The sequence below is a fragment of the Geomonas paludis genome (genome assembly GCF_014193585.1).
GTDB classification, from domain to species: domain Bacteria; phylum Desulfobacterota; class Desulfuromonadia; order Geobacterales; family Geobacteraceae; genus Geomonas; species Geomonas paludis.
Genome location: NZ_BLXY01000001.1, coordinates 922,075 through 943,249, shown reverse-complemented (window position 1 = coordinate 943,249; position 21,175 = coordinate 922,075). Strand labels below are relative to the sequence as shown.

The following is a 21,175-nucleotide window of genomic DNA, read 5'->3' as shown; positions in this document are numbered from 1 at the left end:
TTGCCTATTGCAGCGCCCTCACCCCAGCCCTCTCCCTGAGGGAGAGGGGGATGGGGCCCTTGGCGGAGATCACCGCTAGTCAGGTTTTTTTATTTGGTGTCCTTGAAGATGATCATGGGCAGCTCGTCCTTGCCCGGGGCGGGCTGCGCCGCCTCTCCCCGCGCCTCGCGCGCCTTGGCAGGGTATTCCGTCTCGAGCCTCTTGGCCACCTCGTCGGCACGCGCCGTATCACCCGATTTCCGGTAGGCCTGCTCCAGGTAGGTCAGGGTGTCGGCCAGCCCCGGCTCGCCCGGGAAACGCTGCAGCGCCTCGTTCAGGCGCTTGATGGCGGAGGGATACTTCTTGGTCCTGAGGTAGAAGTTGCCGACGTAGTTCTCGTAGGCGAGTTCCTTGCCGCGGCAGTCGGCCAGCTTGGCCTTGGCGTCGGCCGCGTACTCGGAGCCCGGGTACTGGGCCAGGAACATCTCCAGGTAGTGCACCGCGTTTTTCACGGCGGTCTGGTCGGTGTCGATGCCGGTGATCTGGTTGTAGTTGGCAAGCCCCAGGCGGTACAGCGCGTAGGGGGCCTTTTCATTGGTGGGGTGGAGCTTGCGGAAGTCCTCGTAGGCGGCAGCCGCCTCGATGAAGGCGCCGTTCTCGAAGTGGGCGTCCGCTATCTTCAGCTCGGCCTGCGCGCTCAGTTCCGGATTGCTGAAGCTCTCCTTCACCTTCTTGAACTGGGTGATGGCATCCGCGTAGTTCTTGGAAGCATAGGCGGCCTCACCTTCCTTGAAGAAGGTCTCGGGGGTCTTCACCGGGGCGGGGGCCGTGGCGCAGGCGCCCAGGAGGGCGATCAGGGAGCAAAGGCCCAGGAAACGCAGGGATCGAGAATGCATGGATGCCTCCTTGAGGTGCGATGAGTTCATAAAAAGCCCCCGCAGCCGATGACCTACGGCTGCGGGGGCTGATTTTATCAGGCCCGGCCGGCGCGCTTGCGCTTGTTCGGGTCGAGCTCCTTCTTGCGCAGACGGATGGAAACCGGCGTCACCTCGACCAGTTCGTCCTCGTCGATGAACTCGAGCGCCTGCTCCAGGGTGAGGACGCGCGGCGGCGTGAGCTTCACGGCGTCGTCGCTGCCGGAGGCGCGCACGTTGGTGAGCTTTTTCCCCTTGCAGGGGTTCACCTCGAGGTCGTTGTCTTTGGCATGCTGGCCGATGATCATGCCGCCGTACACCTCGACGCCGGCGCCGAGGAAGAGGATGCCGCGCGGCTGCAGGGCGTCCAGCGAGTAGGCAGTGGTCTCACCCTGCTCCATGGCGATGAGGACGCCGTTCTTCCTACCGGGGATCTCGCCCTTGTAGGGGGCGTAGTCGTGGAAGGTGTGGGTGATCACGGCGGTGCCGCGGGTCTCCGTCAGGAATTCGCCCCTGATGCCGATCAGGCCGCGGGCCGGAACGATGAACTCCAGGCGCACGGTGTCCCCCATCGGGTTCATGGAGACCATCTCCCCTTTCCTCGGGCCCATCTTCTCGATGATGGAGCCCTGGTACTCGGAGGGTACGTCAACCACCAGGTATTCCATCGGCTCATGGCGCACGCCGTCCACCATACGCATGATGACCTCCGGCTTGGAGACCGCCATCTCGAAACCTTCGCGGCGCATGTTCTCGATCAGGATGGAGAGGTGCAGTTCGCCGCGGCCGGAAACCTGGAAGGTGTCGGCGTTGGCCGTATCGGAGACCCTGAGCGAGACGTTGGTTCTAAGCTCGCGGTCCAGACGCTCGCGGATGTTCCTCGAGGTGACCAGCTTCCCCTCGCGCCCGGCAAACGGGGAGGAGTTGACGATGAAGTTCATGGACAGGGTCGGCTCGTCGATGGCGACGTAGGGCAGCGGCATCGGGTTGTCGGCGGCGGCCAGGGTCTCGCCGATGCCCACCTCGGTGAAGCCCGCGATGGTGACGATGTCGCCGGTGTAGGCTTCGGCGATCTCTACCTGCTTCAGCCCCTCGTAGCCCAGCAGCTTGCTGACGCGCGCCTTGGAGATGACGCCGTCGCGCTTGATGAGCGCCACGGTCTCGCCGGCGGTTACCTTGCCGTTGAAGATCTTGCCGGTGGCGATGCGACCGATGTAGTCGTTGTAGTCGATGTTGGTGACCAGGAGCTGGAACGGCGCGTCGGGGTTCCCCTCCGGCGGATGGACGTTGTCCTTGATGAGCTCGAACAGCGGCTCCATGTTCTCGGAGGGCTGGTCCATCTCGCGCATGGCGTAGCCCATCTTGGCGCTGGTGTAGCAGATGGCGAAGTCGAGCTGGGCGTCGGACGCCTGCAGTTCGCAGAAGAGGTCGAACACCATGTCCACGACCTCGGCGGGGCGGGCGCCGGGGCGGTCGACCTTGTTGATGACGACAATGGGACGCAGCCCCAGGTCGAGCGACTTCTTCAGTACGAAGCGGGTCTGCGGCATCGGGCCGTCCAGCGCGTCAACGAGCAGCAGCACGGAGTCGACCATCTTGAGCACGCGCTCAACCTCACCGCCGAAGTCGGCGTGTCCCGGGGTGTCGACGATGTTGATCTTGTAGCCACCGTGGTGGATGGAGAGGTTCTTGGCAAGAATGGTGATGCCGCGCTCCTTCTCCAGGTCGTTGGAATCCATCACGCGCTCGGTGATCGCCTCGTTTTCCCGGAAAACACCGGACTGCTTCAACATGGCATCGACCAGGGTGGTCTTGCCGTGGTCGACGTGGGCGATAATGGCGATGTTTCTGATCTTCTCCTGCATGCTTTACTGCTCCTTTTCTTGGCTCGGCTACAAATAAAAAGACGAGCAGCGAAGCCCGTCTTAAAAAACAGCTCAATATGGCATTTTTGAGATATCTTTACAAGCTATTTTCTGATAATTCGGCGCTTTCCGCCCATGGCCGCCATCTGCTGCTTCTGGATGGTCGCCATGCTTTCCAGGTGGAACTGCAGCCACATCTCGCCGTACCCCTTCATCTTCATCTTCTTCCCTTCGCGTAACAGCTCCAGGTTCTGCTTCAGGTTTTCGTCGCCGGGGAGCTTCGCCACCCCTTTGGCCACGATCTCGCAGGCCTTCACGTTCTCGCCGATCTCGTTAAGGCAGTAGCCGTAGAGGGCGTAGAGCAGCGACTCTTTCGGGCTCGCCATGAGCGCCTTGTCGAAGGTCTCCTTCATCTTGTCGTGCTTGTTCTTCTTCATGTAGGTGACGCCGAGCATGCCCATGGTGACCCAGTTCTTGAAGAACCCCTTCTCCAGGTAGGGGAAGGCGGTGGCGAACTCGCGGCGGACGAAGTAGACCATGCCGATGGCGGAGTTGATCTGGCTCTCCACGTAGATCTGCCACTTGCCGTAGCGTAGCGCGGCCTTCAGGTCGCGGAGCCCCTTCTCGAAGCGCTGGGCCTGAATGTCCTTCATGGCCGGCTCCATGATCGCTTCGAGCTTCTTGGTGATGATGCGGGAGATGATCAAAAAGCTCGCCATGAAGACGATCATGGCGCCCAGAAGCGCCGCCCACCAGTACTGGAAGCCGGCGGCGAGGGAAACGACGAGGAATACTGCGATTGCTGCGCCTGCGGAGATGAGAAGGTTGTACATCGGTTGATTTATCCTTTCGTGGTGCGGGTCACGTGATTTGCGAAGCGGTTGACGGGGTTAGCCTTCGTCCTTGACCAGGGCGCCCTTCTTTTCCTGGTACTTGGCGACGATGATGCGCTTGCCGGGCTTCAGAGCCACCCGGGTCTTCAGGTTGTTCCAGGCGGAGAGGAGCCTGGCCGTTACGTTGAACCTCTTGGCGAGGGAGGCGAGGGTGTCGCCCTTCTTGACGGTGTAGTACTTGTGGAATTCCTTGGGAGCCGCCTCGGCCTTGGCCACCTGGGTCGCGGCCTTGGTCTCGGCCTTGGCTTCGGCCGCTGCCGGATGCGCCTCGCCACGAGCCGACGCCACCTGGACCGGGATGGTCAGCACGCGGCCGGCGAGCTTCACCTTCTTCTTGCCCAGGTTGTTCACTTCGGCGATGGTCTGCGGGCTGGTGTTGAAGCGCCGGGCGATGGAGGCCAGGGTGTCGCGCTTCTTGGCACGGTATGCCACGTTCCTGACCCGCTCAACGTAGCGCTCCGATTCGGGGATCTTGGCGTACTCGGTGAGGCAGGTGGCGCCGGCACCCTTGGGCACCTTCAACTGGTATCCCGGGTAGTCCGGCGGCGTGGTGGCGCGACGCAGCTCCGGGTTCAGCTCCTTGATGTTCTGCAGCGGGACGCCGCAGGCCTTGGCCATCACGTCCAGATCGGTGCGGGACGGAATCGGCACCTGGTCGAACTCGATGGGCGGCAGGTAGGCCACGTCGGCGAAGCCGTATTTGGCCGGCTCCTTGGCGATGATGGCGGCAGCAAGAAGCTTGGGGACGTAGTCCTTGGTTTCGCGCGCCAGGTAGCTCCCCTTGGAGATCTCCCAGAAGTCGCGGGTGTTGTACATGTTGATGGCGCGCAGGATCTTGTTCTCGCCGGCGTTGTAGCCTGCCGCGGCGAGGTACCAGTCGTTGTTGAAGAGCGCGTAGAGTTCCTTCAAGTAGAGCGCTGCGGCGACGGTGGCCTTGAGCGGGTCGCGCCGCTCGTCGATCCAGGGGTCGATCCTGAGCGCGTAGCGCTTGCCGGTCGCCGGCATGAACTGCCAGGGGCCGACGGCGGCAGCCACCGAGACGGCATGCGGGATGAAGCCGCTCTCGATCATGGCCAGGTAGACCAGGTCCTCGGGGAGCCCTTCCTTCTTCAGCACCGTCTTCATCATGGGGATGTAGCGCTCGCTCCTGGAGAGCCACTTGGCGAAGAAGCCGCGGCCGGAGCCCTGGAAGTAGCGGGTGAAGTACTCCACCTTGGAGTTGAAGGTAAGGGGGATGTCGGAATCCGGCAGATCCATCTCCGGCAGTTTCAATTCGAAGTCATCGGGGTCGGCGGCGGCGAGGTCTTCGTTGCCGGGAAAATCTGCGGAGGTGAGGCCGAGTCCTTTGGAAAGGGCAAGGTCGGCCGAGGCGAGTTGCTGGGTCTGCTGCTCCTTACGTCCCGATTCCTGGAGCAGGTCTCCGGGCGCCGCGAGGGCGTAGCAGGGGGTCAGAAGTGCGAGTATGACAAGGGTAACTTTAAGCATTCAATACCTATTTGGGGGTGACGGCACGCGTACGCACAGGTGCGCAGAATAGCGGAATTTGGCACAGTTGTCAATTCAAACGGGTTTTGACCAATGCAGACCAAGCGGCGGCAGCGGCTTCGGCGCGCCCCCATGCCCTTTATGGCCGCATCGGGCGATGCGGCACCCTACTTTAGCTTTCGGCGGCAATGCCCCCCCTCTCCCCACGAGAACGCCCCTCCTCTCTCTCAACGAGAATGGATCCCCTCTCCCCCGGGAGAGGGTGCCCGGAGGGCGGGTGAGGGAGGTTTGCTCCGACCCTCCGGACGCGCGAAATCCGGAAGGTGGAAGGGATGTTGAACGAGGGGCGAAAAATATCGTTCTCCGTCGAAAACGAAAAAGCCCCCCGCGGTGAACGGGGGGCTTTTTTTCATGGGGCGCCCGCCGCAGTCAGGCGACGGGCAGACTAGGGCAACCTTCCTTGCAGTGGGTCACCGGACGGATCATAAAGAAGTTAGTCCACATGTCGTGATCTCCTTATCCCTGGTTGGACTTGCATCCCTCGCTGTGTGGTTCCCGGAGGATGGGGAAAAATATAATTGCCCCCCTCCCCTTGTCAACCGCCCCACCATCTAGATGGAGCGGCCGCTTTTCTTCATCAGCCAGAGCAGCCAGCCGTCCCTCAGCGTCAGCGCGGCATGCGGGCAGAGCTCACGGCAGCAGAAGCAGCGGATGCAGCGCTGGTAGTCGAAACGAAGCCTCCCCCCCTGGACCCGTATCGCCGCCGGCGGGCACGCCTTGACGCAGACGCTGCAGAGTTCGCACTTGTCGGGCGCGACTTCGGGACGGGAGGTGAACTGGTTCCTGAGCCGGTTCTTCAGAAAGCCCGGGAGCCCGAACTGAACGTCGGAGAGATGGGGGAGCCGCAGCGGACGCTCCAGCACACGGTCCGGGTCCGGCCCCAGCACCGTGATCTCGTCCGGCGCCGATCCGGGAAGCCCCATGCGCCGGGCGGCGCTCTCCAGGTAGAGGAGTTGGCGCGGTATGCCTGCCACCCGCGCGGCCACATGGTCCACGGCCACCGCGTTGTCCCCGGCCAGAAGCACCCCGACCTGGCAGGGGTCGCCGCTCCCCGGGCCGTTACCTTCCATGGCGACCACGGCGTCCACGATGTTCAGGTCCGGTTCGCGCAGCCGGTACAGTTCCAGGAGCATGTCGGCGAAGAGCTCCTTGTCGGCACCGGCCTTGAGATGCCAGGCCGCCTTGGCGGTTCCCACCACGGCGCCGAACAGGTTCTTCACGCAACAGGTCATGGTCATCATCTCGTGGGTCTTCAACTTGGGGAGGTTAATCAGGCGGTCCGCCTCGAGGTACGGGCGTGCCAGTTCAAACTCCTTGAAGGTTCCCGAAGCGGCGACGGGCACGGCCTCGGTGAAGGGGACGAACTCCGCGCCGGTCTCCTCGATGACCGCCATCATGCCCGAACGCTCGGCGACACGCCGTCCGCTGCCCACGCCCGGGGAGTCACCCACCAGCGGCACGCCACCGGCCTTTTGCACCTCCAGGATCACCGCACGCAAGAGCTCCGGATGGGTGGTCACCGCCGCCTCGGCCGGCTTGGCCGAGAGCAGGTTGGGCTTGATCAGCACCCGCTCGCCCGGCTTCACGTAGCGCTCCATTCCTCCCAGCGGTTCCAGGAGCCGGGCCACCCCTTCCCTCATCGTTTCGCGCCCGTAATCCGAAACCCGCTCCAGCGCCACGTGGTACATCTCGTCCTCCTGCAAAAGCTGTTGTAAACCGGGATCACCCTGAGGTAGATTCACATACCATGAAACGGGCCATCGAGCAATTCTGCGCTTACCTGGAGACCGAGCGCAACGTCTCCCCCCACACCCTCGCCGCCTACAAAAGCGACCTGGAGCAGTTCGCCTCCTTCCTGGGGCAGCGCGGCGAGCCGCGCCCGGAGTCCGTGGACCACCTGGCCATCAGGCAGTACCTGGCCCAACTGCACAAGGGGCACGCCAAGAGCTCCATCGGGCGCAAGCTCTCCGCGATCCGGGCGCTGTTTCGCTTCCTGCTTCGTGAAGGGCGCCTGGAGAAGAACCCCGCCGAGTTGGTCAGCACGCCCAAGAAGGAGAAGCGTCTCCCCTTCCACCTGAACATCGACCAGGTGAGCGCGCTGGTGGAAGCGCCGGCCGGGACCAGGCTGCCACTGCGGGACCGGGCGGTGCTGGAGACGCTGTACTCCTGCGGCATCAGGGTGAGCGAGCTGACCGGGATGAACGTCGCCGACCTCGATCTTGCCGACGGGTTGGCGCGGGTCATGGGCAAGGGGGGCAAGGAGCGCATCGTGCCGGTAGGTTCCTTCGCCCGGCAGGCCCTTGCCGCCTACCTCGACGAGCGCGGCAATCCCGGGCCGGGAGAACCGCTGATTCTCAACAGCCGTGGCGGGAGGATCAACCGTCGTAGCGTCACGCGCATCGTGGACAGCCACATGCTGCTCATCGCCGCCATGCGCAAGGTTTCCCCGCACACGCTGCGTCACACCTTCGCCACCCACCTCCTGGAGGGTGGGGCCGACCTGAGGGCGATCCAGGAGCTTTTGGGGCACGCCTCGCTTTCCACCACCCAGAAGTACACCCACGTCAGCATCGACAAGCTGATGGAGGTGTACGACCAGGCCCACCCCAAGGCCCGCCGGTAGCTGCTTCACCTTAGAGCCCTTCCCCCGGGGGAGGGGCCTGTCCCCTTAGTGCTTCGGCAAGATGACTGAGCGGAATAGAGCGTACCGCTAGAGGGACAGGCACCTGACGGAGCCGGTCCCTCCTGCAACAACACCATTGAGCCCAAAAAAAAGGCCCCGCCGAATCCGGCGGGGCCTTTGTGCTGCTTGCTGCTGCGAGCGATTAGTCTTCGCAGAGGTCGATCTTCACATCCCAGTTCTTGAGCTTCATGGTGCCGTTCTTCTCAAGGTTGAGGTGCATCTTGAAGGCGCGATCCCACAGCTGCGGCTCGTGGCCGACCTTCCTCGCCAGGCACTCCTTCTCGGCGATGTTGAGGTACTCGGTGAGCTGCGCCTTGTAATCCGGGTGGGCGCACTTCTCGATGATCTTACGTGCGCGATCCTTCGGAGCCAGACCGCGCAGGTCGGCCAGACCCTGCTCGGTGATGACGCAGTCGAGGTCGTGCTCGGTGTGGTCGATGTGCGAGCAGTGCGGCACGACGCAGGAGATACCGGTCGGGTCGGTCTTGCTCGGACGGGAAGACGGGGTGTGCATCATCTTCAGGAAGCCGTTCCTGAGGAAGTCGCCGGAGCCGCCCAGACCGTTGATCATACGGGTACCGCCGACCAGGGTTGAGTTGGCGTGCGCGTAGATGTCGATCTCGACCGGGGTGTTCATGGCGATGCAACCCAGACGACGGATCGGCTCCGGTGCGTTGGAGATGGAGAGCGGACGCAGGGTGATCTTGTCGAAGTACTTGTCCATGTTCTCGAAGAAGCGCGGGAAGCCCGGGCTGGCCGAGAGGGACAGGGAGCAGGAGGAAGCCGCGTCGAGTTTGCCGGAGTCGAACAGGTCGAGCATGGTGTCCTGGAGTACCTCGGTGTAGACGGTCAGGTTGGTGAAGGGGCCTTTGGCCAGGCCGCCGATGACGGCGTTGGCGATAGAGCCGACGCCCGACTGGATCGGGAGCAGGTTCTTCGGCAGACGGCCGGCTTTCACCTCGGCGGTGAAGAAGTCGATGATGTGGTTTGCAATCGCCTCGGAGGTGTCGTCCTGCTCGGCGAAGGCACGACCCTGGTCGCGCAGCTTGGACTCAACCACGGCGACAACCTTGCTCGGGTCGCAGGGGATCGAGGTGGAACCGATCCTCTCGCCGGCGTGGGTGATGCCCAGGATCTGGCGGTTCGGCGGGGTGAGCGGGGTCAAGAGGTCGTGGATGCCTTCGAAGGAGGGCTGTCCGGTGTTCACTTCGAGGATGATCTTGTCGCAGATCATCAGGATCTCAGGGATGACGCCGCAGGAAGAGGTCGGCACCAGGGAGCCGTCTTCCTTGACCGCGGAAACCTCGATGATGGCGAGGTCGAGCTTGCCGCTCTCGGAGTCCTTGGTGTAGAAGCCGTAGCCCAGGTCCTGTGCGAACAGGGAGAGGTGCTTGTCGCCCATGCGGATGCGGCCAGCGTTGATGCCGGCAGCGATGTTCTTGCCGGTCTGGTACGGCCAGCGACGGTCGATCATGTCCAGAGTCGCCCAACGGTCTTCGGTCTCGGCACCGACGGAGGCGCCGATGAAGAGGTTGAACTTCAGCTTGCCCTGCAGGTTGTTCTTCTCGACGTGGTCAGCCAGGGCGATGGGCACCACTTTCGGATAACCGGCCGGGGTGAAACCAGACCAACCAAGGTTCATCCCGTTCTTGAAGAACTCGACGGTCTGCTCGGGAGCCATGACCTTGTTCAAAAGTTGTTTGCATTGTACCCGGTCTTGAAGTGTGCCGTACTCGGACATATCTGCCTCCTGTTTTGTTTTGATGTTTACAACCAAATCAGCCTAAAGCTGACAAATCACATGTTTTTTGCCGCCGATCCGCGCCGGCCAAACATCATGCCTGACGGTCTTTTTTCAAGATTCGGTAAAAAATTAGAACCGGATTCTACTTAAGGGAGGCCATTGAGTCAACTAAAAACCCCTGCTGCCCGCCTACCGGTCTCCCCCCCCCTCACAGGCCATCCTGCGCCTCTGAGCGGGCAATGCGGCAATGTATACAGTATGCAATCTAATCTGAACTTGCCGTTCACGTCAAGAATAAAAAGTTGTTTCGTGTTCCCCGGGACACCGCTCCGGCGACCGGCGCGGACGTTTATTCTGTTAAATTGGGTATTTTCATGAAGGAGGGACTTGGACCGCTGACGGAACTTTTCTTTTCAATTCTGCCCCTCTATGGGGACGCCGCCCCGGCGGCGTGGGGCGGACCGGCGGCTGAAACAAGGGGCGGCCGCTGCGCCCCCCGCCCCCCCCGGAGCTGCCGTAGCGGAAAGAGATGGCCGTGCGTCGTACGCAAAAATAAAACAAAAGGGGGGCCGCCGGTGGCTACGCAGGACGCCGACCGGCACGATACGGGGCCGCTCCACGCGCCCCCCAGCTAGCAATGTGGTGCGAAGCTACTTGGCGAGATACCCGAGCCGGACCGCGCCCCAGTGCCGGTTGTTGATCATGATGGGGGTGGAGATGTCGTTCATGATCTCACCGGTATCCCTCATGTAGGTCTGCAGCAGGTACGGCTCCATGTTCTGGGCGGCCTTGAGCCCGGTCTTGTCGTCGAAGATCCGCTTGGTCCGGTTGTTCACCTTGTCGGTTTCCGGGTCGCCGGTGAGCGGCTTGGAGTAGCGCAGGTTGTGGCAGGGGACGTAGCCGTGGTCGTCGACGCAGATGGCGAAGAAGATGGTCCCCTTGCGCCCCAGGACTTCCTCCTGCACCGGCGAGACGTACTGGTCGAAGAAGCTGTCGAAGGCGGTGTGATATTTCTGGGGGGACGTGTCGGCAATGGGGCGGTAGTTGCGGTCGAAGAGGTCGGCCGTGGAGATCCTGCCGGAGGCCACCCCCTGCTCGATGGTCGCGGTCAGCTTGTCCCGCAGCTCGGTGGCGAGCGCCTTCATCTCATCGTGGCGGTTGCCGACGCTGAATTTTCCCACCGTCGAGAAGATCTGCTCCGCCACCCGGGTGAGATCGGTGAAGGCCCGGTCGCTTTCCAGCATGTCCTCATGCACCCCGGAGGCGGAGTTGGAGACGTTGTGGATCTTTTCCGCGATCTCGTTGGTGGTGGCACTTTGTTCCTCGGTGGCGGAGGCGATCTGGTTGATGAGCTGCGCCGTTTCGCCCGCCAGCCCCAGGATCCGCTCCAGGCACTCCCGCGCGGCGGCCGACTTCTCGACGCCGTCTTCCACGCGCCCCTGCTCCTCGGTGATGGAGCGGGCGGCCTCGCGGCTCTCGATCTGGATGTTGGTGATGATCTTGGCGATTTCCTTGGTGGACGTCGCCGTCTTCTCGGAAAGCATCTTCACCTCGTCCGCGACCACGGCAAATCCACGGCCATGCTCACCGGCGCGCGCCGCCTCGATAGCGGCGTTGAGGGCCAGGAGCTTGGTCTGGTCGGCGATGTCCTCGATGAGGACGATGATGTCGCCGATCTGCGCCGACGACGCCTCCAACCGTTCCACGGTGCCCAGGGTCTGTACCACGTTCTCCCTGATCATGGTGATCGAGTTGCAGGCGCTGTCCACGACGCCCATGCCCCGGCTGGCCGCATCATCGACCTCCGAGGAGAACTCCGCGGCCTTATGGGTGTTGCCGGCAACGACGTTGAGGGTCGCCGCCATCTCCTCAGTGGCCACGGCGACCGCCTCGGACCGCTGCTTCTGGTCCGCCGCCGAAACCACCGTCTTGGCGGCACGGCTTGAGACATGGCACAGCGAGATAGAGATGCTTTCGGCCAGGTCGTAGAGCACCGTGATCGTCTCGCGCAGCTTTTGGACCAGGTGGTTGATGTGGCGCGCTAGGTCGCCGATCTCGTCGCCGGAACGTACCGGTATCTCCTTGGTGAGGTCTCCCTCCCCTTCCGCGATGTCCTTGAGCTTCTCGGAGAAGAAGAGGATCTCACGCATCACCGACTTCCTGAAGAAGAAGTACATCCCCCCCATCATACAGATGAAAAAGACGCACCCTGCCCCCACCAGTATGGCAATCATCTTCACTGCGCTGCGGTAGCCGTCCTCCAGCGAGGAGGTGAGCAAAACGGCGCCCAGGTACTTATCGCCGGCATCATGGCACTGCTGGCAGCGCTGCTCGTTCTTCATCGGGACCGCGGCGCGCAGGGTATGGACCCCGCCGACCACCTCCCGTTTCTCGACCCGCTTGCCGGTGGCGAAACTTTCCGTGACGTCCTTGTTGACAGTCCCGGAGACTGGATCCTTGCCGTCCTTGCCGAAAATCTGCAGGTCGAAGCCGAAGTTCTGATCCTTCGCCGTCTTGGCCAGGTTAAGCACCGACTTCGAGTCGTCCTTCATCATGAAAGACTTGATCTCGTCGATGATCACCGCCGACATGGTGCGGCTGTTCTGCTCCTGCAACTTCATTGTGGAACTGTACTGGAGCCAGATCGCCAGGCATCCTACTATGGCGATGCCGACCAACAGGTTCACGCCGATGATCGCGAGGATCTTGTGCATCAGCTTGTTCTTGAACATCACGCCTCCTGATGGACCCCAGAGTCCTCTGTCATTGGTGTCAGTATCGGCAACTGTTTACTGCACCTTTAGAAACGTCGTTTAAAATTATGAATATTTAATTCCGCCCTTTATATCACTCACGTCGCGCGCTCTCGCTTTTTGATTTCAGTCAAGAGCCGGTTGTGCCAGGGATGGTATCATTGCAATAAAACAGCACGGGAGGGAGCCATGAACGAGATGAACGAACAGGAGCTGTACCGGCAACTGGTACAGAACTGCAACGACGCCATCATCTTCTCTGACAGGGAAGGTTTGATCAGACTGTGGAACAAGGGAGCGGAAGAGATGCTGGGGTTCAGCGCCGAGGAGGCGCTGGGGCAGTCGCTGGATATCTTCATCCCGGAGAACCAGCGCCCCCGTCACTGGGAGGGGTACTACCGTGTCATGGAGACCGGCACCACGCGCTACGCGAAGGAACTGCTGGCGGCCCCCGCCCTGAAAAAGGACGGCACGCGCATCTCGACCGAGTTCTCCATGACCATCATCAGGGATGCCGAAGGGAAAGTGGCCGGGACCGTGGCCGTGATGCGGGACGTCACCGCCCGGTGGCAGAAGGAAAAGACGCTGCGGGCGCGCCTGGCCGAGTTGGAAAAGGCACAGGGCGCCTGATGTGGGCGCGAAAAAGGGCGCCGGGAATCTTCCCGGCGCCCGCTCTCATCGTGGCGCAACAACCCGCCCTCAGCCGACCTGGTCCACCAGGTAGTTCTGCACCCCCATCTGGGAGATCTGGTCCAGTTGGGCCTCGATGTCGTCGATGTGATCCTCTTCCTGCTTGAGGATCGATTCCAGCAGTTCCTTGGTCCCGTTGTCCCCCAACTCCATGGCCAGCTTGATGCTCTCGTTGTACCCCTTGATGGCGCTCTCCTCGAGGGCGTGGTCGAACTGGTGCATCTTCGGTATCTCGCCGCCGATGTGGATCGGGTCCAGCCTGCTCACGATGGGCCTCCCCTCCAGGAACAGGATCCGCTCGATCAGCTTCTCCGCGTGCTTCATCTCGCTGATGGCGCGCTCCCGGACGGCGGCGTAGAGCCTCTTGTAGCCCCAGTTCTCACACATCTCCGCATGCACCATGTACTGGTTGGTCGCGGTCAGCTCCTCCGCCAGGCGTACGTTCAACTGCTCGATCACCCTCTCGTTTCCCTTCATGGACGACCTCCTTTTTGCGCCCGGCGGCTGCGGGCGCGGTTCGCTTCCGGCAACCGAAAGGGTGCGCCGGCTAAACTGGTTAATTTATTCTAATTTAAAACGAATAGATTATACCCGCGCCGGAGGGGTTGGCAATTGGGAAGGGATTTAAGAGGTGAGAGGCAAAGACCTGCCGTGGTAATAGCCCAAAGCAGGGGAAGTCCGCCTTTCCCCCCGCCCCCTGCGGGAGGGGGACAGGGGGTGGGGGAAGGCGCCATCTCTTTCCCGGATGTTGCAGCTTCACCCACCCCCCCGGCCCCCTCCCGTCAAGGGAGGGGGAGACCAATAAAAAAGCGCCGGTCCTTTCCAGGACCAGCGCTCGGTGTCTGTTGCAGTTTGGCGGTGGCTTACGCCACGGTCTCCTCCGGCTCTTCCTCGACGGCGTCGCCACCCATCGGGGCGGCCTCGCCTTTCGGAAGCAGCAGGTTCAAGAGAATGGCGGCGATGCCGCACAGGCTCACGCCGTGCAGGTGCTGACCGGCGACGTTGATGCTGAGCCCACCGATACCGAAGACCAGCACCAGCGAGACGATGACCAGGTTGCGCGGGCGGTGCATGTCGACCTGGGCATGGATCAGGGTGTTCAGACCTACCGAGGCGATGGAGCCGAACAGCAGCATCATGATGCCCCCCATGACCGGCACCGGTATGGACTGCAGAATGGCGTTGAACTTCCCGAAGAAGGCCATCACGATGGCGAAGCCGGCGGCCCAGGTCATGATGACCGGGTTGTAGCAGCGGGTGATCATGACCGCGCCGGTGACCTCGGCGTAGGTGGTGACCGGGGGGCCGCCCACGAGCGCCGCGGCGCAGACCGCGAGGCCGTCGCCCAGCATGGTGCGGTGCAGGCCCGGCTTCTCCGTGTAGTCCTTGCCGGTCACGGCGCCGATGGCGACCACGTCGCCGACATGCTCGATGGCGGGGGCCAGGGCGACCGGGATCATGAACAGGACCGCGGACCAGTTCCACTCGGGCGTCACGAACTTGGGCACTTCCAGCCACGGTGCGGCAGCGATCTTGGAGAAGTCCACGAGGCCCAGGAAGATGGAGAGCGCGTAGCCTACGGCGACGCCGGAGAGGACCGGCAGCAGCCGGAAGATGCCGCGGGCGCGCACCGCCACGGCGGCGGTGGTGGCAAGCGAGATGCCGGCCACGAGGAGCGCGGTGTTGTAGTCGACCAGAACCGCCTTGCCGTCACCGGTCTTGCCCATGGCCATGTTGACCGCCACGTTGGCCAGGCCCAGGCCGATGATCATGATGATGGGACCGACCACGACCGGCGGCATGATGCGGTGCACGAAATCCGCGCCGCGCAGGTAGATGGCGAGCGAGAAGGCGAGGTAGAGCCAGCCGGCGGCGAAGAGGCCCGCCAGGGTCGAGGGAAGGCCCCAGGTCTGTACGCTGTAGATGATGGGCGCGATGAAGGCGAAGGAGGACCCCAGGAAGATGGGGACCTGGCGCTTGGTGCAGAGTTGGAAGATGATGGTGCCCATACCCGCGCCCAGAAGGGCCATGCTCGGGTTCAGGCCGGTGAGGATCGGCACCAGCACCAGCGCGCCGAAGGCGACAAAAAGGATCTGCGCGCCGGACAGCGCCTGGCGCCAGACCGGTTCTTTTACTTCAGACATGCAATTGACCTCGCAAGGAAATGATACGGAGGGGACACCCCCGCTTGAATGCAGCAGGGGTGTTACTTGGTGCCGAAGATCTTGTCGCCGGCGTCGCCCAGGCCGGGCAGGATGTAACCGTGCTCGTTGAGCCGCTGATCGATGGCGGCCACGTAGATGTCGATGTCGGGATAGGCCGAGGTGATCTTCGCAAGCCCCTCCGGCGCCGCCACCAGGCAGAGCACGCGGATCTGGCGGCAGCCGCTTTTCCTGAGCATCTCGATGGTGGCGGCCATGGACCCGCCGGTGGCGAGCATGGGATCGATGATCAGCGCCAGGCGCTCGTCCAGTTTGCCCACGAAGCGCTCGAAGTAGGTGTGCGCCTCCAGGGTCTCCTCGTTCCGGGCCAGGCCCACCACGCTCACCTTGGCGTTGGGGATCATGTCGAGGACCCCTTCCAGCATGCCGATGCCGGCGCGCAGGATGGGCACCACGGTCACCTTCTTCCCCTTGATCTGCTGGATCTCGATGGTGCTGCCGTCCCAACCGGTGATGGCACGGGGCTCCAGCGCGAAGTCGCGGGTGGCCTCGTAGGCAAGCAGGCAGGCTATCTCGGCGGTGAGCTCGCGGAACTTTTTGGTGCTGATACCGGACTCCCGCATCAGGCCTATCTTGTGCTTCACCAGGGGGTGGTTTACTTCGTGGACGCTCATCTGGCTCTCCCGTGGAAAATTTTGGTCTTACCATACCGGATTTTACGTCTGCAAACAAGCAGTTACGCATTAACAGGAGCCAATCGGAGGGGGCTGCGTTTGATATGGTCAGACCACGGGCGGAGGCGTGCTGTTCACCGGGATGCGGGCAGCCTGCTGCGCCCCGCAATGGGGGAAAAACGTTCAGAGACAGGTGGTTGGCAGGGAGGGCGGCATCAGGATTGACGGTAGGAGAGGATCTGCATCCCCTTCCAGACGCCGAAGGCGAGGACGACGACGGTGACCAACAGGCAGAAGAGGGCCGCCAGGTGGTGCAGCGAGTTGTCGCGGCGCCGCTCCCGGTAGCCGAGCAGTTTCGCGGTAATGATGCCGCCGACGATGCCGCCGCCATGTCCCCAGTTGTTGATGCCGGGCATGACCAGGCCGAACACCACCAGGCTGATCAACCACCCGCTCACCTCGCGCGAGACCGCCTGGCCGTAGTTGCCGCCGCGGCTCTTGCCGAAATAGAACAGGGCGCCGATGAGGCCGCAGACCGCCGCCGAAGCGCCGATGGTGAACGTGACGCCGGCCAGCACCGAGAGGAGATACCCGGCGATGCCGCTCACCGTGTAGATGACGAACATGCGGCTCGCGCCGAACTCTGCGCAGACCCAGGGGCCGATCTGCCTAAGGGCCATCATGTTGAACAGGATGTGCAGCGCCCCGCCGTGCAGGTAGTTGGCGGAGATGAGCGTCCAGAGGCCGTAGCGGAAAACCGGGTAGGTCCCGGTGGCGCCCAGCAGCGCCAGGCTGTTGTCGTCCGGGGAGAGGAAACCGAAGATGCCGCCGCCCAGCGCGGTCCTGCTGGAGATGAGCAGCGACAGGAGGTAGTAGACCACGTTGGCGACGATGATGCCGTTGATGACCAGGTCGCCCCCCCGGTCGCTACGCATCACCTCGATCACCCTGCCGCCGGAGGGAGGGAGCGCGGCGCCGCACCAAAGGCAGGAGGAATATCTGGCGTCGGTGGCGCGTCCGCATTGGGGACAGGTTATGGAGGGGTGAGCCATTGGGGATACCTCTCAGAAAGATCGCGCGCCCCACTCTACCATTTTCATTGCAGAAAACAACTAAAGAGGTGCAGGCCGGACAGCTAGCCGCAGTCGAGGAACAACAGGGCGGGGTCTTCCAGGTAACGCAGCACCTTGCCCAGGAACCTGGCGGCATCGGCGCCGTCGGTGGCCCGGTGGTCGAAGGTAAGGGAAAGGGGAAGGATCTTCCTGATGACGATCTGGCCGCGGTGCACCCAGGGGCGCTCGACGATGCGCCCGAACCCCATGATGGCGACGTCGGGCCAGTTGATGATCGGGGTGGCGAAGGTGCCGCCGAAGTGCCCGTAGTTGGTGATGGTGAAGCTGCTGCCGCGCAGTTCGTCCAGCGCGATGCTCCGCTCGCGGGCCTTGCGCCCCAGCTCCTGGATCGCCTGGGCCAGCTCGATGATGCTCTTCCTGTCGACATCCCGGATCACCGGGACCATGAGCCCCTCGGGCGTGTCCACCGCGATGCCGAAATGGTAGTGCCGCTTCAGCACCAGTTCCTGGGCCTCGTCGTCAATGGAGGCGTTCAGGAGCGGGTGCTCCTTCAGGGCATGCTGCACCGCTTTCATGAAGAAGGGGAGGAAGGTAAGGTGGGTGCCGCGCGACTCGACCTCCCCCTGTTCCCGGAGGCGCAGCTCGAAGATATCGGTGATATCCACCTCCTCCATGCTGGTCACGAAGGCCGTGGTCCTCTGGGAGGCGGCCACGTTGCGGGCGATGGTGCGGCGCAGGCCGCGCAGCGGCACCCGCTCCTCCGCCCCGGCGCCCCCCATGACCTTGCCTGCCGCAGGAGGCTGGCGCTCCAGGTCCTCGGGCCTGATGCAGCCGCGCGGCCCGCTCCCCTTGATGTTCCTGAGATCGACGCCCCGCTCGCGCGCCAGCTTGCGCACCATCGGCGTCGCCAGTCCCTCGAATTCGCCGGAGCCCGCCGCAACTGCAGCCGACGGGACCGCCCCGGCAGGCGCCCCCGCCATGCCGGCCGCAGCGGATTGCGGCTCCTCCTCCGCCTCCGGGAGAGAGCCCACGATCCCCACGGAGGCCGGCCTGGCAGCCTGCCCCTGTCCCTGCGATTGCGATTGCCCCTGTGCCTGGGATTGCGATTGTCCCTGCGCCTGGGGTTGCGGTGGCGCCGGTTCCGCCTGGCGCTCCGCCAGGGTCAGCAGGACCTCGCCCACCCGCACCGTTTCCCCTTCCACATGGCGCAGCCCCGACACGACACCGGAACGGGGCGAGGGGACTTCCACCACCGCCTTGTCGGTCTCCACCTCCAGCAGCGGCTGGTGCTCGCGGACCGCATCCCCCTCGGCGACCAGCCAGCGGCGCAGTTCCACCTCGGCGATCCCTTCGCCCAGATCCGGAAGTTTGAAGTCGAAAGCCATGATGGTCTCCTTTTTCAGTACTGCAGCACGTCGTCGATGGCGGTTCTGATCTGCTGCACACCGGGGAGGTAGTGGTCGATGAGCTTCGCCAGCGGCACCGGGACGTCCGGCGCGGTGACCCGCAGGATGGGCGCACGCAGGTGCAGGATGGCCTCTTCGGCGACGGTGGCCGCTATCTCCGCGCCCAAGCCACAGGTCTTGGCCGCCTCGTGCACGATCACCAGCCGCCCGGTCTTGCGAACCGACGCGATGATGGCCTCGCTGTCGAAGGGGTTCAGCGTCAGCAGGTCCAGCACCTCCGCGTCGTACCCCTCCGCCGCCTTCAGTACCCGCTCCAGCATGCTCCCCCACGCCACCACGGTCACCGAGCTCCCCGGCCGCGCCACCCGCGCCTTGCCGAGTTCCACCAGGTACTCCTCTTCCGGCACCTCCTCGCGCAAAAGGCGATAGAGCCGGGTCGGCTCCAGGAACAGCACCGGGTCGGGATCGCGCAGCGCCGCCAGCAGGAGCCCCTTGGCGACGTACGGACCCGACGGCACCACCACCTTCAGCCCCGGAACTTGGCAAAAGAGCGCCTCGGTGCTCTCCTCGTGCAGTTCCGGCGCCTTGATGCCGCCGCCGTACGGGGTGCGCACCACCATGGGGCAACTGTAGCGGCCGCGGGAACGGGAGCGCAGGCGCGCGGCATGGGCGAAGAGCTGTTCGAAGGCGGAATAGGTGAAGCCCAGAAACTGTATTTCCGGCACCGGCCGCAGACCGTAGGCCGCCATGCCGATGGCCGCACCCATGATGCCCGATTCGCACAGCGGGGTATCCAGCACGCGCTCCCTGCCGAAGCGCTCCAAAAGCCCCTCGGTGACCCGGAACACGCCGCCGTCACGTCCCACGTCCTCTCCCAGCAGGAGCACCCGGTCGTCGCGCGCCATCTCCTGGGCCAGCGCCTGGTTGATCGCCTGTACCATGTTGAGCTGGGCCATGTCAGCGCACCTTCCTTTGCCCGGCCTGGCGCGGGGTGAGCGTGGCGAGGATCTCGTCGAAGAGCTCCGTCGCGGCCGGCGGGGGCAACGCCTCCATCTCCGCGACCCCGGCGTCGACCAGGGCGGCGGCCTGCGCCGCGGCCTCTTCACGTTTTTGCGGGCTCCAGAGCCCGCGCCGCTCCAGGAAGCGCTCCAGGCGCAGGATGGGATCGCGTGCCGCCCAGAAGGCGACCTCCTCACCGGAGCGGTAGCGCCCGGCATCGTCGGCGGTGGTGTGGTCGGCCATGCGGTAGGTGAGACATTCGATGAAGGTGGGACCGGCGCCGCTGCGCGCCTTTGCCACCGCCTGGCCGGTGGCCCGGTACACGGCGAAGACGTCGTTGCCGTCCACCTGCACCCCTTCGAAGCCGTAGGCGACGGCCTTCTGGGCCAGGGAGGCGGAAGCGGTCTGCCCCTTGAGGGGGATGGAGATGGCCCACTGGTTGTTCTGGCAGATGAAAACCAGGGGAAGGTTGAAGACGCCGGCGAGGTTCATCGCCTCGTGGAAGTCTCCCTTGGAGGTGGCGCCGTCGCCGAAGTAGGTGACGATGGCCACCGGGTCGCGCCGGTAGCGCGCGGCGAGCGCGGCCCCCGCCGCCTGGGGGATCTGGCTGCCGACGGCAACGCAGAAGGGGAAGATGTTCAGGCCGACCGGCACCTTCTGCGACCGCTCGTCGCCGCCCCAGTACTGCAGCAGTTGCGGGATCGGGTAGCCCAGGGTCAGGTGCGCGCCCATCTCCCGGAAGGAAGGGAAGAGCCAGTCCTGTTTGGTCAGGGCGAAGGCGCTGCCGACCTGGGCCGCCTCCTGCCCGCGGATGGGGGGATAGGTGCCGATGCGCCCCTCACGCTGCAGGGCGACCGCGCGCTCGTCGAAGATGCGCGCCAGCAGCATCAGCTCGTACAGGCGCCAGATCTGGGCGTCGGAGAGTTCCGGCAGCAGCTCCGGGTCCGCCTCCCCCTTCTCGTTCAGGACTTCCAGACGCTTGACCTGAAAATCGGCTAGTAACACTTCCGGCATGGACCGCCTCGTTTTTAATAAAAGGTAGACTGAGCGATTAGGAGAGTGTAAACGGACACTTGCAGGATGTCAAAAGCGTTTCTACTGCCGTTTCAGCCTGCCGTAGAGGACCGGCGCCAGGGCGAAGAGCCCCAGAAGGGCGAAGGAGCCCAACACCCGCGCCGAGGCAACGTCGGCAAGGGAGTTGATGGCGGCGAGACTCGCCCCGGCGTTGACGAAGACGAAGCCCCCCGGGATGATGCCGAACAGCGTCCCCAGCACGAATACGCGCAGCGGCAGACGGGTGAGACCGGCGGCGAGGTTGATCAGGAAGAAGGGGAAGAGCGGCACCAGCCGCAAGAACAACAGGTAGTTCCACCCCCGCTGCTCCAGTTCGCGGTTGAGCCCCTCCAGCCGTGTCCCGAAGCGTCCGGCGACCGTGTCCCGGAGCAGGTAACGGGTGACCAGGAAGGCGAGCGTGGCGCCGATGGTGGCGGCGCAGACGGCATAGACGGTGCCCGCCAGCACCCCGAACACGGCCCCCGCGGCAAGGGAGAGGACGGCGGCGCCGGGGAGGGAAAGCGCGGTCTGCAGGATGTAGATCGCCATGAACAGGGCGACGGTCGCCCCCCGGTGCGCCGCGTAGTAGCCGGCGAGAAACTCGCGGTTGGCCTTGAGCGCCTCCAGGGTGAGGAAGCGCTGCAGGTCGAAGAGGAAGAACAGCGCCACGGCGCCGGCTACTGCGAGACATACCAGGATCTTCGTCAGGTTCATGAGCGGCCTGCTCCTGCATCGGTGGGGT

The 21,175-nt window shown here is 63.8% G+C and carries 17 protein-coding genes; 2 read left to right on the top strand and 15 right to left on the bottom strand.

The annotated features are described in order from the left end of the window. Positions 1–89: 89 nt before the first annotated feature. From H7687_RS03800 to H7687_RS03780, 5 genes are all read right to left on the bottom strand, one after another. On the bottom strand, positions 90–875 hold the full coding sequence (locus H7687_RS03800; RefSeq protein WP_183345265.1) for an outer membrane protein assembly factor BamD: 786 nt from the start codon (positions 873–875) through the stop codon (positions 90–92). 77 nt (positions 876–952) lie between these two features. After that, complete coding sequence (typA, locus tag H7687_RS03795; protein WP_183345263.1) at positions 953–2,758, bottom strand: translational GTPase TypA; 1,806 nt, start codon at positions 2,756–2,758, stop codon at positions 953–955. A gap of 104 nt (positions 2,759–2,862) precedes the next feature. Beyond that, positions 2,863–3,591, bottom strand: coding sequence for a tetratricopeptide repeat protein (locus H7687_RS03790; protein WP_183345261.1), 729 nt, complete (start codon positions 3,589–3,591; stop codon positions 2,863–2,865). Positions 3,592–3,648: 57 nt separating this feature from the next. After that, complete coding sequence (locus H7687_RS03785) at positions 3,649–5,136, bottom strand: lytic transglycosylase domain-containing protein (protein ID WP_183345259.1); 1,488 nt, start codon at positions 5,134–5,136, stop codon at positions 3,649–3,651. 611 nt (positions 5,137–5,747) lie between these two features. After that, positions 5,748–6,884, bottom strand: a complete 1,137-nt coding sequence (locus H7687_RS03780; protein ID WP_183345257.1) for a DUF362 domain-containing protein — start codon at positions 6,882–6,884, stop codon at positions 5,748–5,750. A 59-nt stretch (positions 6,885–6,943) separates the two neighbouring features. Between H7687_RS03780 and xerC the strand changes: the two genes are divergently transcribed. After that, entirely contained in the window at positions 6,944–7,819 is an 876-nt protein-coding gene (gene xerC, locus H7687_RS03775; RefSeq protein WP_183345255.1) for a tyrosine recombinase XerC, read from the top strand. A 202-nt stretch (positions 7,820–8,021) separates the two neighbouring features. On the opposite strand, the gene scpC is transcribed toward xerC, so the two are convergent. After that, positions 8,022–9,620, bottom strand: a complete 1,599-nt coding sequence (scpC, locus tag H7687_RS03770) for a succinyl-CoA:acetate CoA-transferase ScpC (RefSeq protein ID WP_183345254.1) — start codon at positions 9,618–9,620, stop codon at positions 8,022–8,024. 653 nt (positions 9,621–10,273) lie between these two features. Then, positions 10,274–12,355, bottom strand: a complete 2,082-nt coding sequence (locus H7687_RS03765) for a methyl-accepting chemotaxis protein (RefSeq protein WP_183345252.1) — start codon at positions 12,353–12,355, stop codon at positions 10,274–10,276. Between the two features lie 210 nt (positions 12,356–12,565). On the opposite strand from H7687_RS03765, the gene H7687_RS03760 reads away from it, so the two are divergent. After that, positions 12,566–13,006 carry a PAS domain-containing protein gene (locus H7687_RS03760; RefSeq protein ID WP_183345250.1) on the top strand — a complete coding sequence of 147 codons (441 nt, stop codon included), beginning with the start codon at positions 12,566–12,568 and terminating at the stop codon, positions 13,004–13,006. Between the two features lie 69 nt (positions 13,007–13,075). On the opposite strand, the gene bfr is transcribed toward H7687_RS03760, so the two are convergent. The 8 genes from bfr to H7687_RS03720 form a co-directional block, all read right to left on the bottom strand. Next, positions 13,076–13,543 (bottom strand): bacterioferritin, encoded by a 468-nt coding sequence (bfr, locus tag H7687_RS03755; protein WP_183345248.1) that lies wholly within the window; start codon positions 13,541–13,543, stop codon positions 13,076–13,078. A gap of 386 nt (positions 13,544–13,929) precedes the next feature. Then, positions 13,930–15,210 carry a uracil-xanthine permease family protein gene (locus tag H7687_RS03750; protein ID WP_183345246.1) on the bottom strand — a complete coding sequence of 427 codons (1,281 nt, stop codon included), beginning with the start codon at positions 15,208–15,210 and terminating at the stop codon, positions 13,930–13,932. A gap of 62 nt (positions 15,211–15,272) precedes the next feature. Continuing rightward, on the bottom strand, positions 15,273–15,902 hold the full coding sequence (gene upp, locus H7687_RS03745) for a uracil phosphoribosyltransferase (RefSeq protein WP_183345244.1): 630 nt from the start codon (positions 15,900–15,902) through the stop codon (positions 15,273–15,275). 215 nt (positions 15,903–16,117) lie between these two features. Then, positions 16,118–16,954: a rhomboid family intramembrane serine protease gene (locus H7687_RS03740; protein ID WP_183345242.1), complete on the bottom strand. Its 837-nt coding sequence runs from the start codon at positions 16,952–16,954 to the stop codon at positions 16,118–16,120. Between the two features lie 83 nt (positions 16,955–17,037). After that, positions 17,038–18,360 (bottom strand): dihydrolipoamide acetyltransferase family protein, encoded by a 1,323-nt coding sequence (locus tag H7687_RS03735; RefSeq protein ID WP_183345235.1) that lies wholly within the window; start codon positions 18,358–18,360, stop codon positions 17,038–17,040. 14 nt (positions 18,361–18,374) lie between these two features. After that, positions 18,375–19,337: an alpha-ketoacid dehydrogenase subunit beta gene (locus H7687_RS03730; RefSeq protein WP_183345233.1), complete on the bottom strand. Its 963-nt coding sequence runs from the start codon at positions 19,335–19,337 to the stop codon at positions 18,375–18,377. Position 19,338: 1 nt separating this feature from the next. Continuing rightward, positions 19,339–20,394, bottom strand: a complete 1,056-nt coding sequence (gene pdhA, locus H7687_RS03725; protein ID WP_183345231.1) for a pyruvate dehydrogenase (acetyl-transferring) E1 component subunit alpha — start codon at positions 20,392–20,394, stop codon at positions 19,339–19,341. 81 nt (positions 20,395–20,475) lie between these two features. Then, entirely contained in the window at positions 20,476–21,147 is a 672-nt protein-coding gene (locus H7687_RS03720) for a TVP38/TMEM64 family protein (protein WP_183345229.1), read from the bottom strand. Positions 21,148–21,175: the final 28 nt, after the last annotated feature.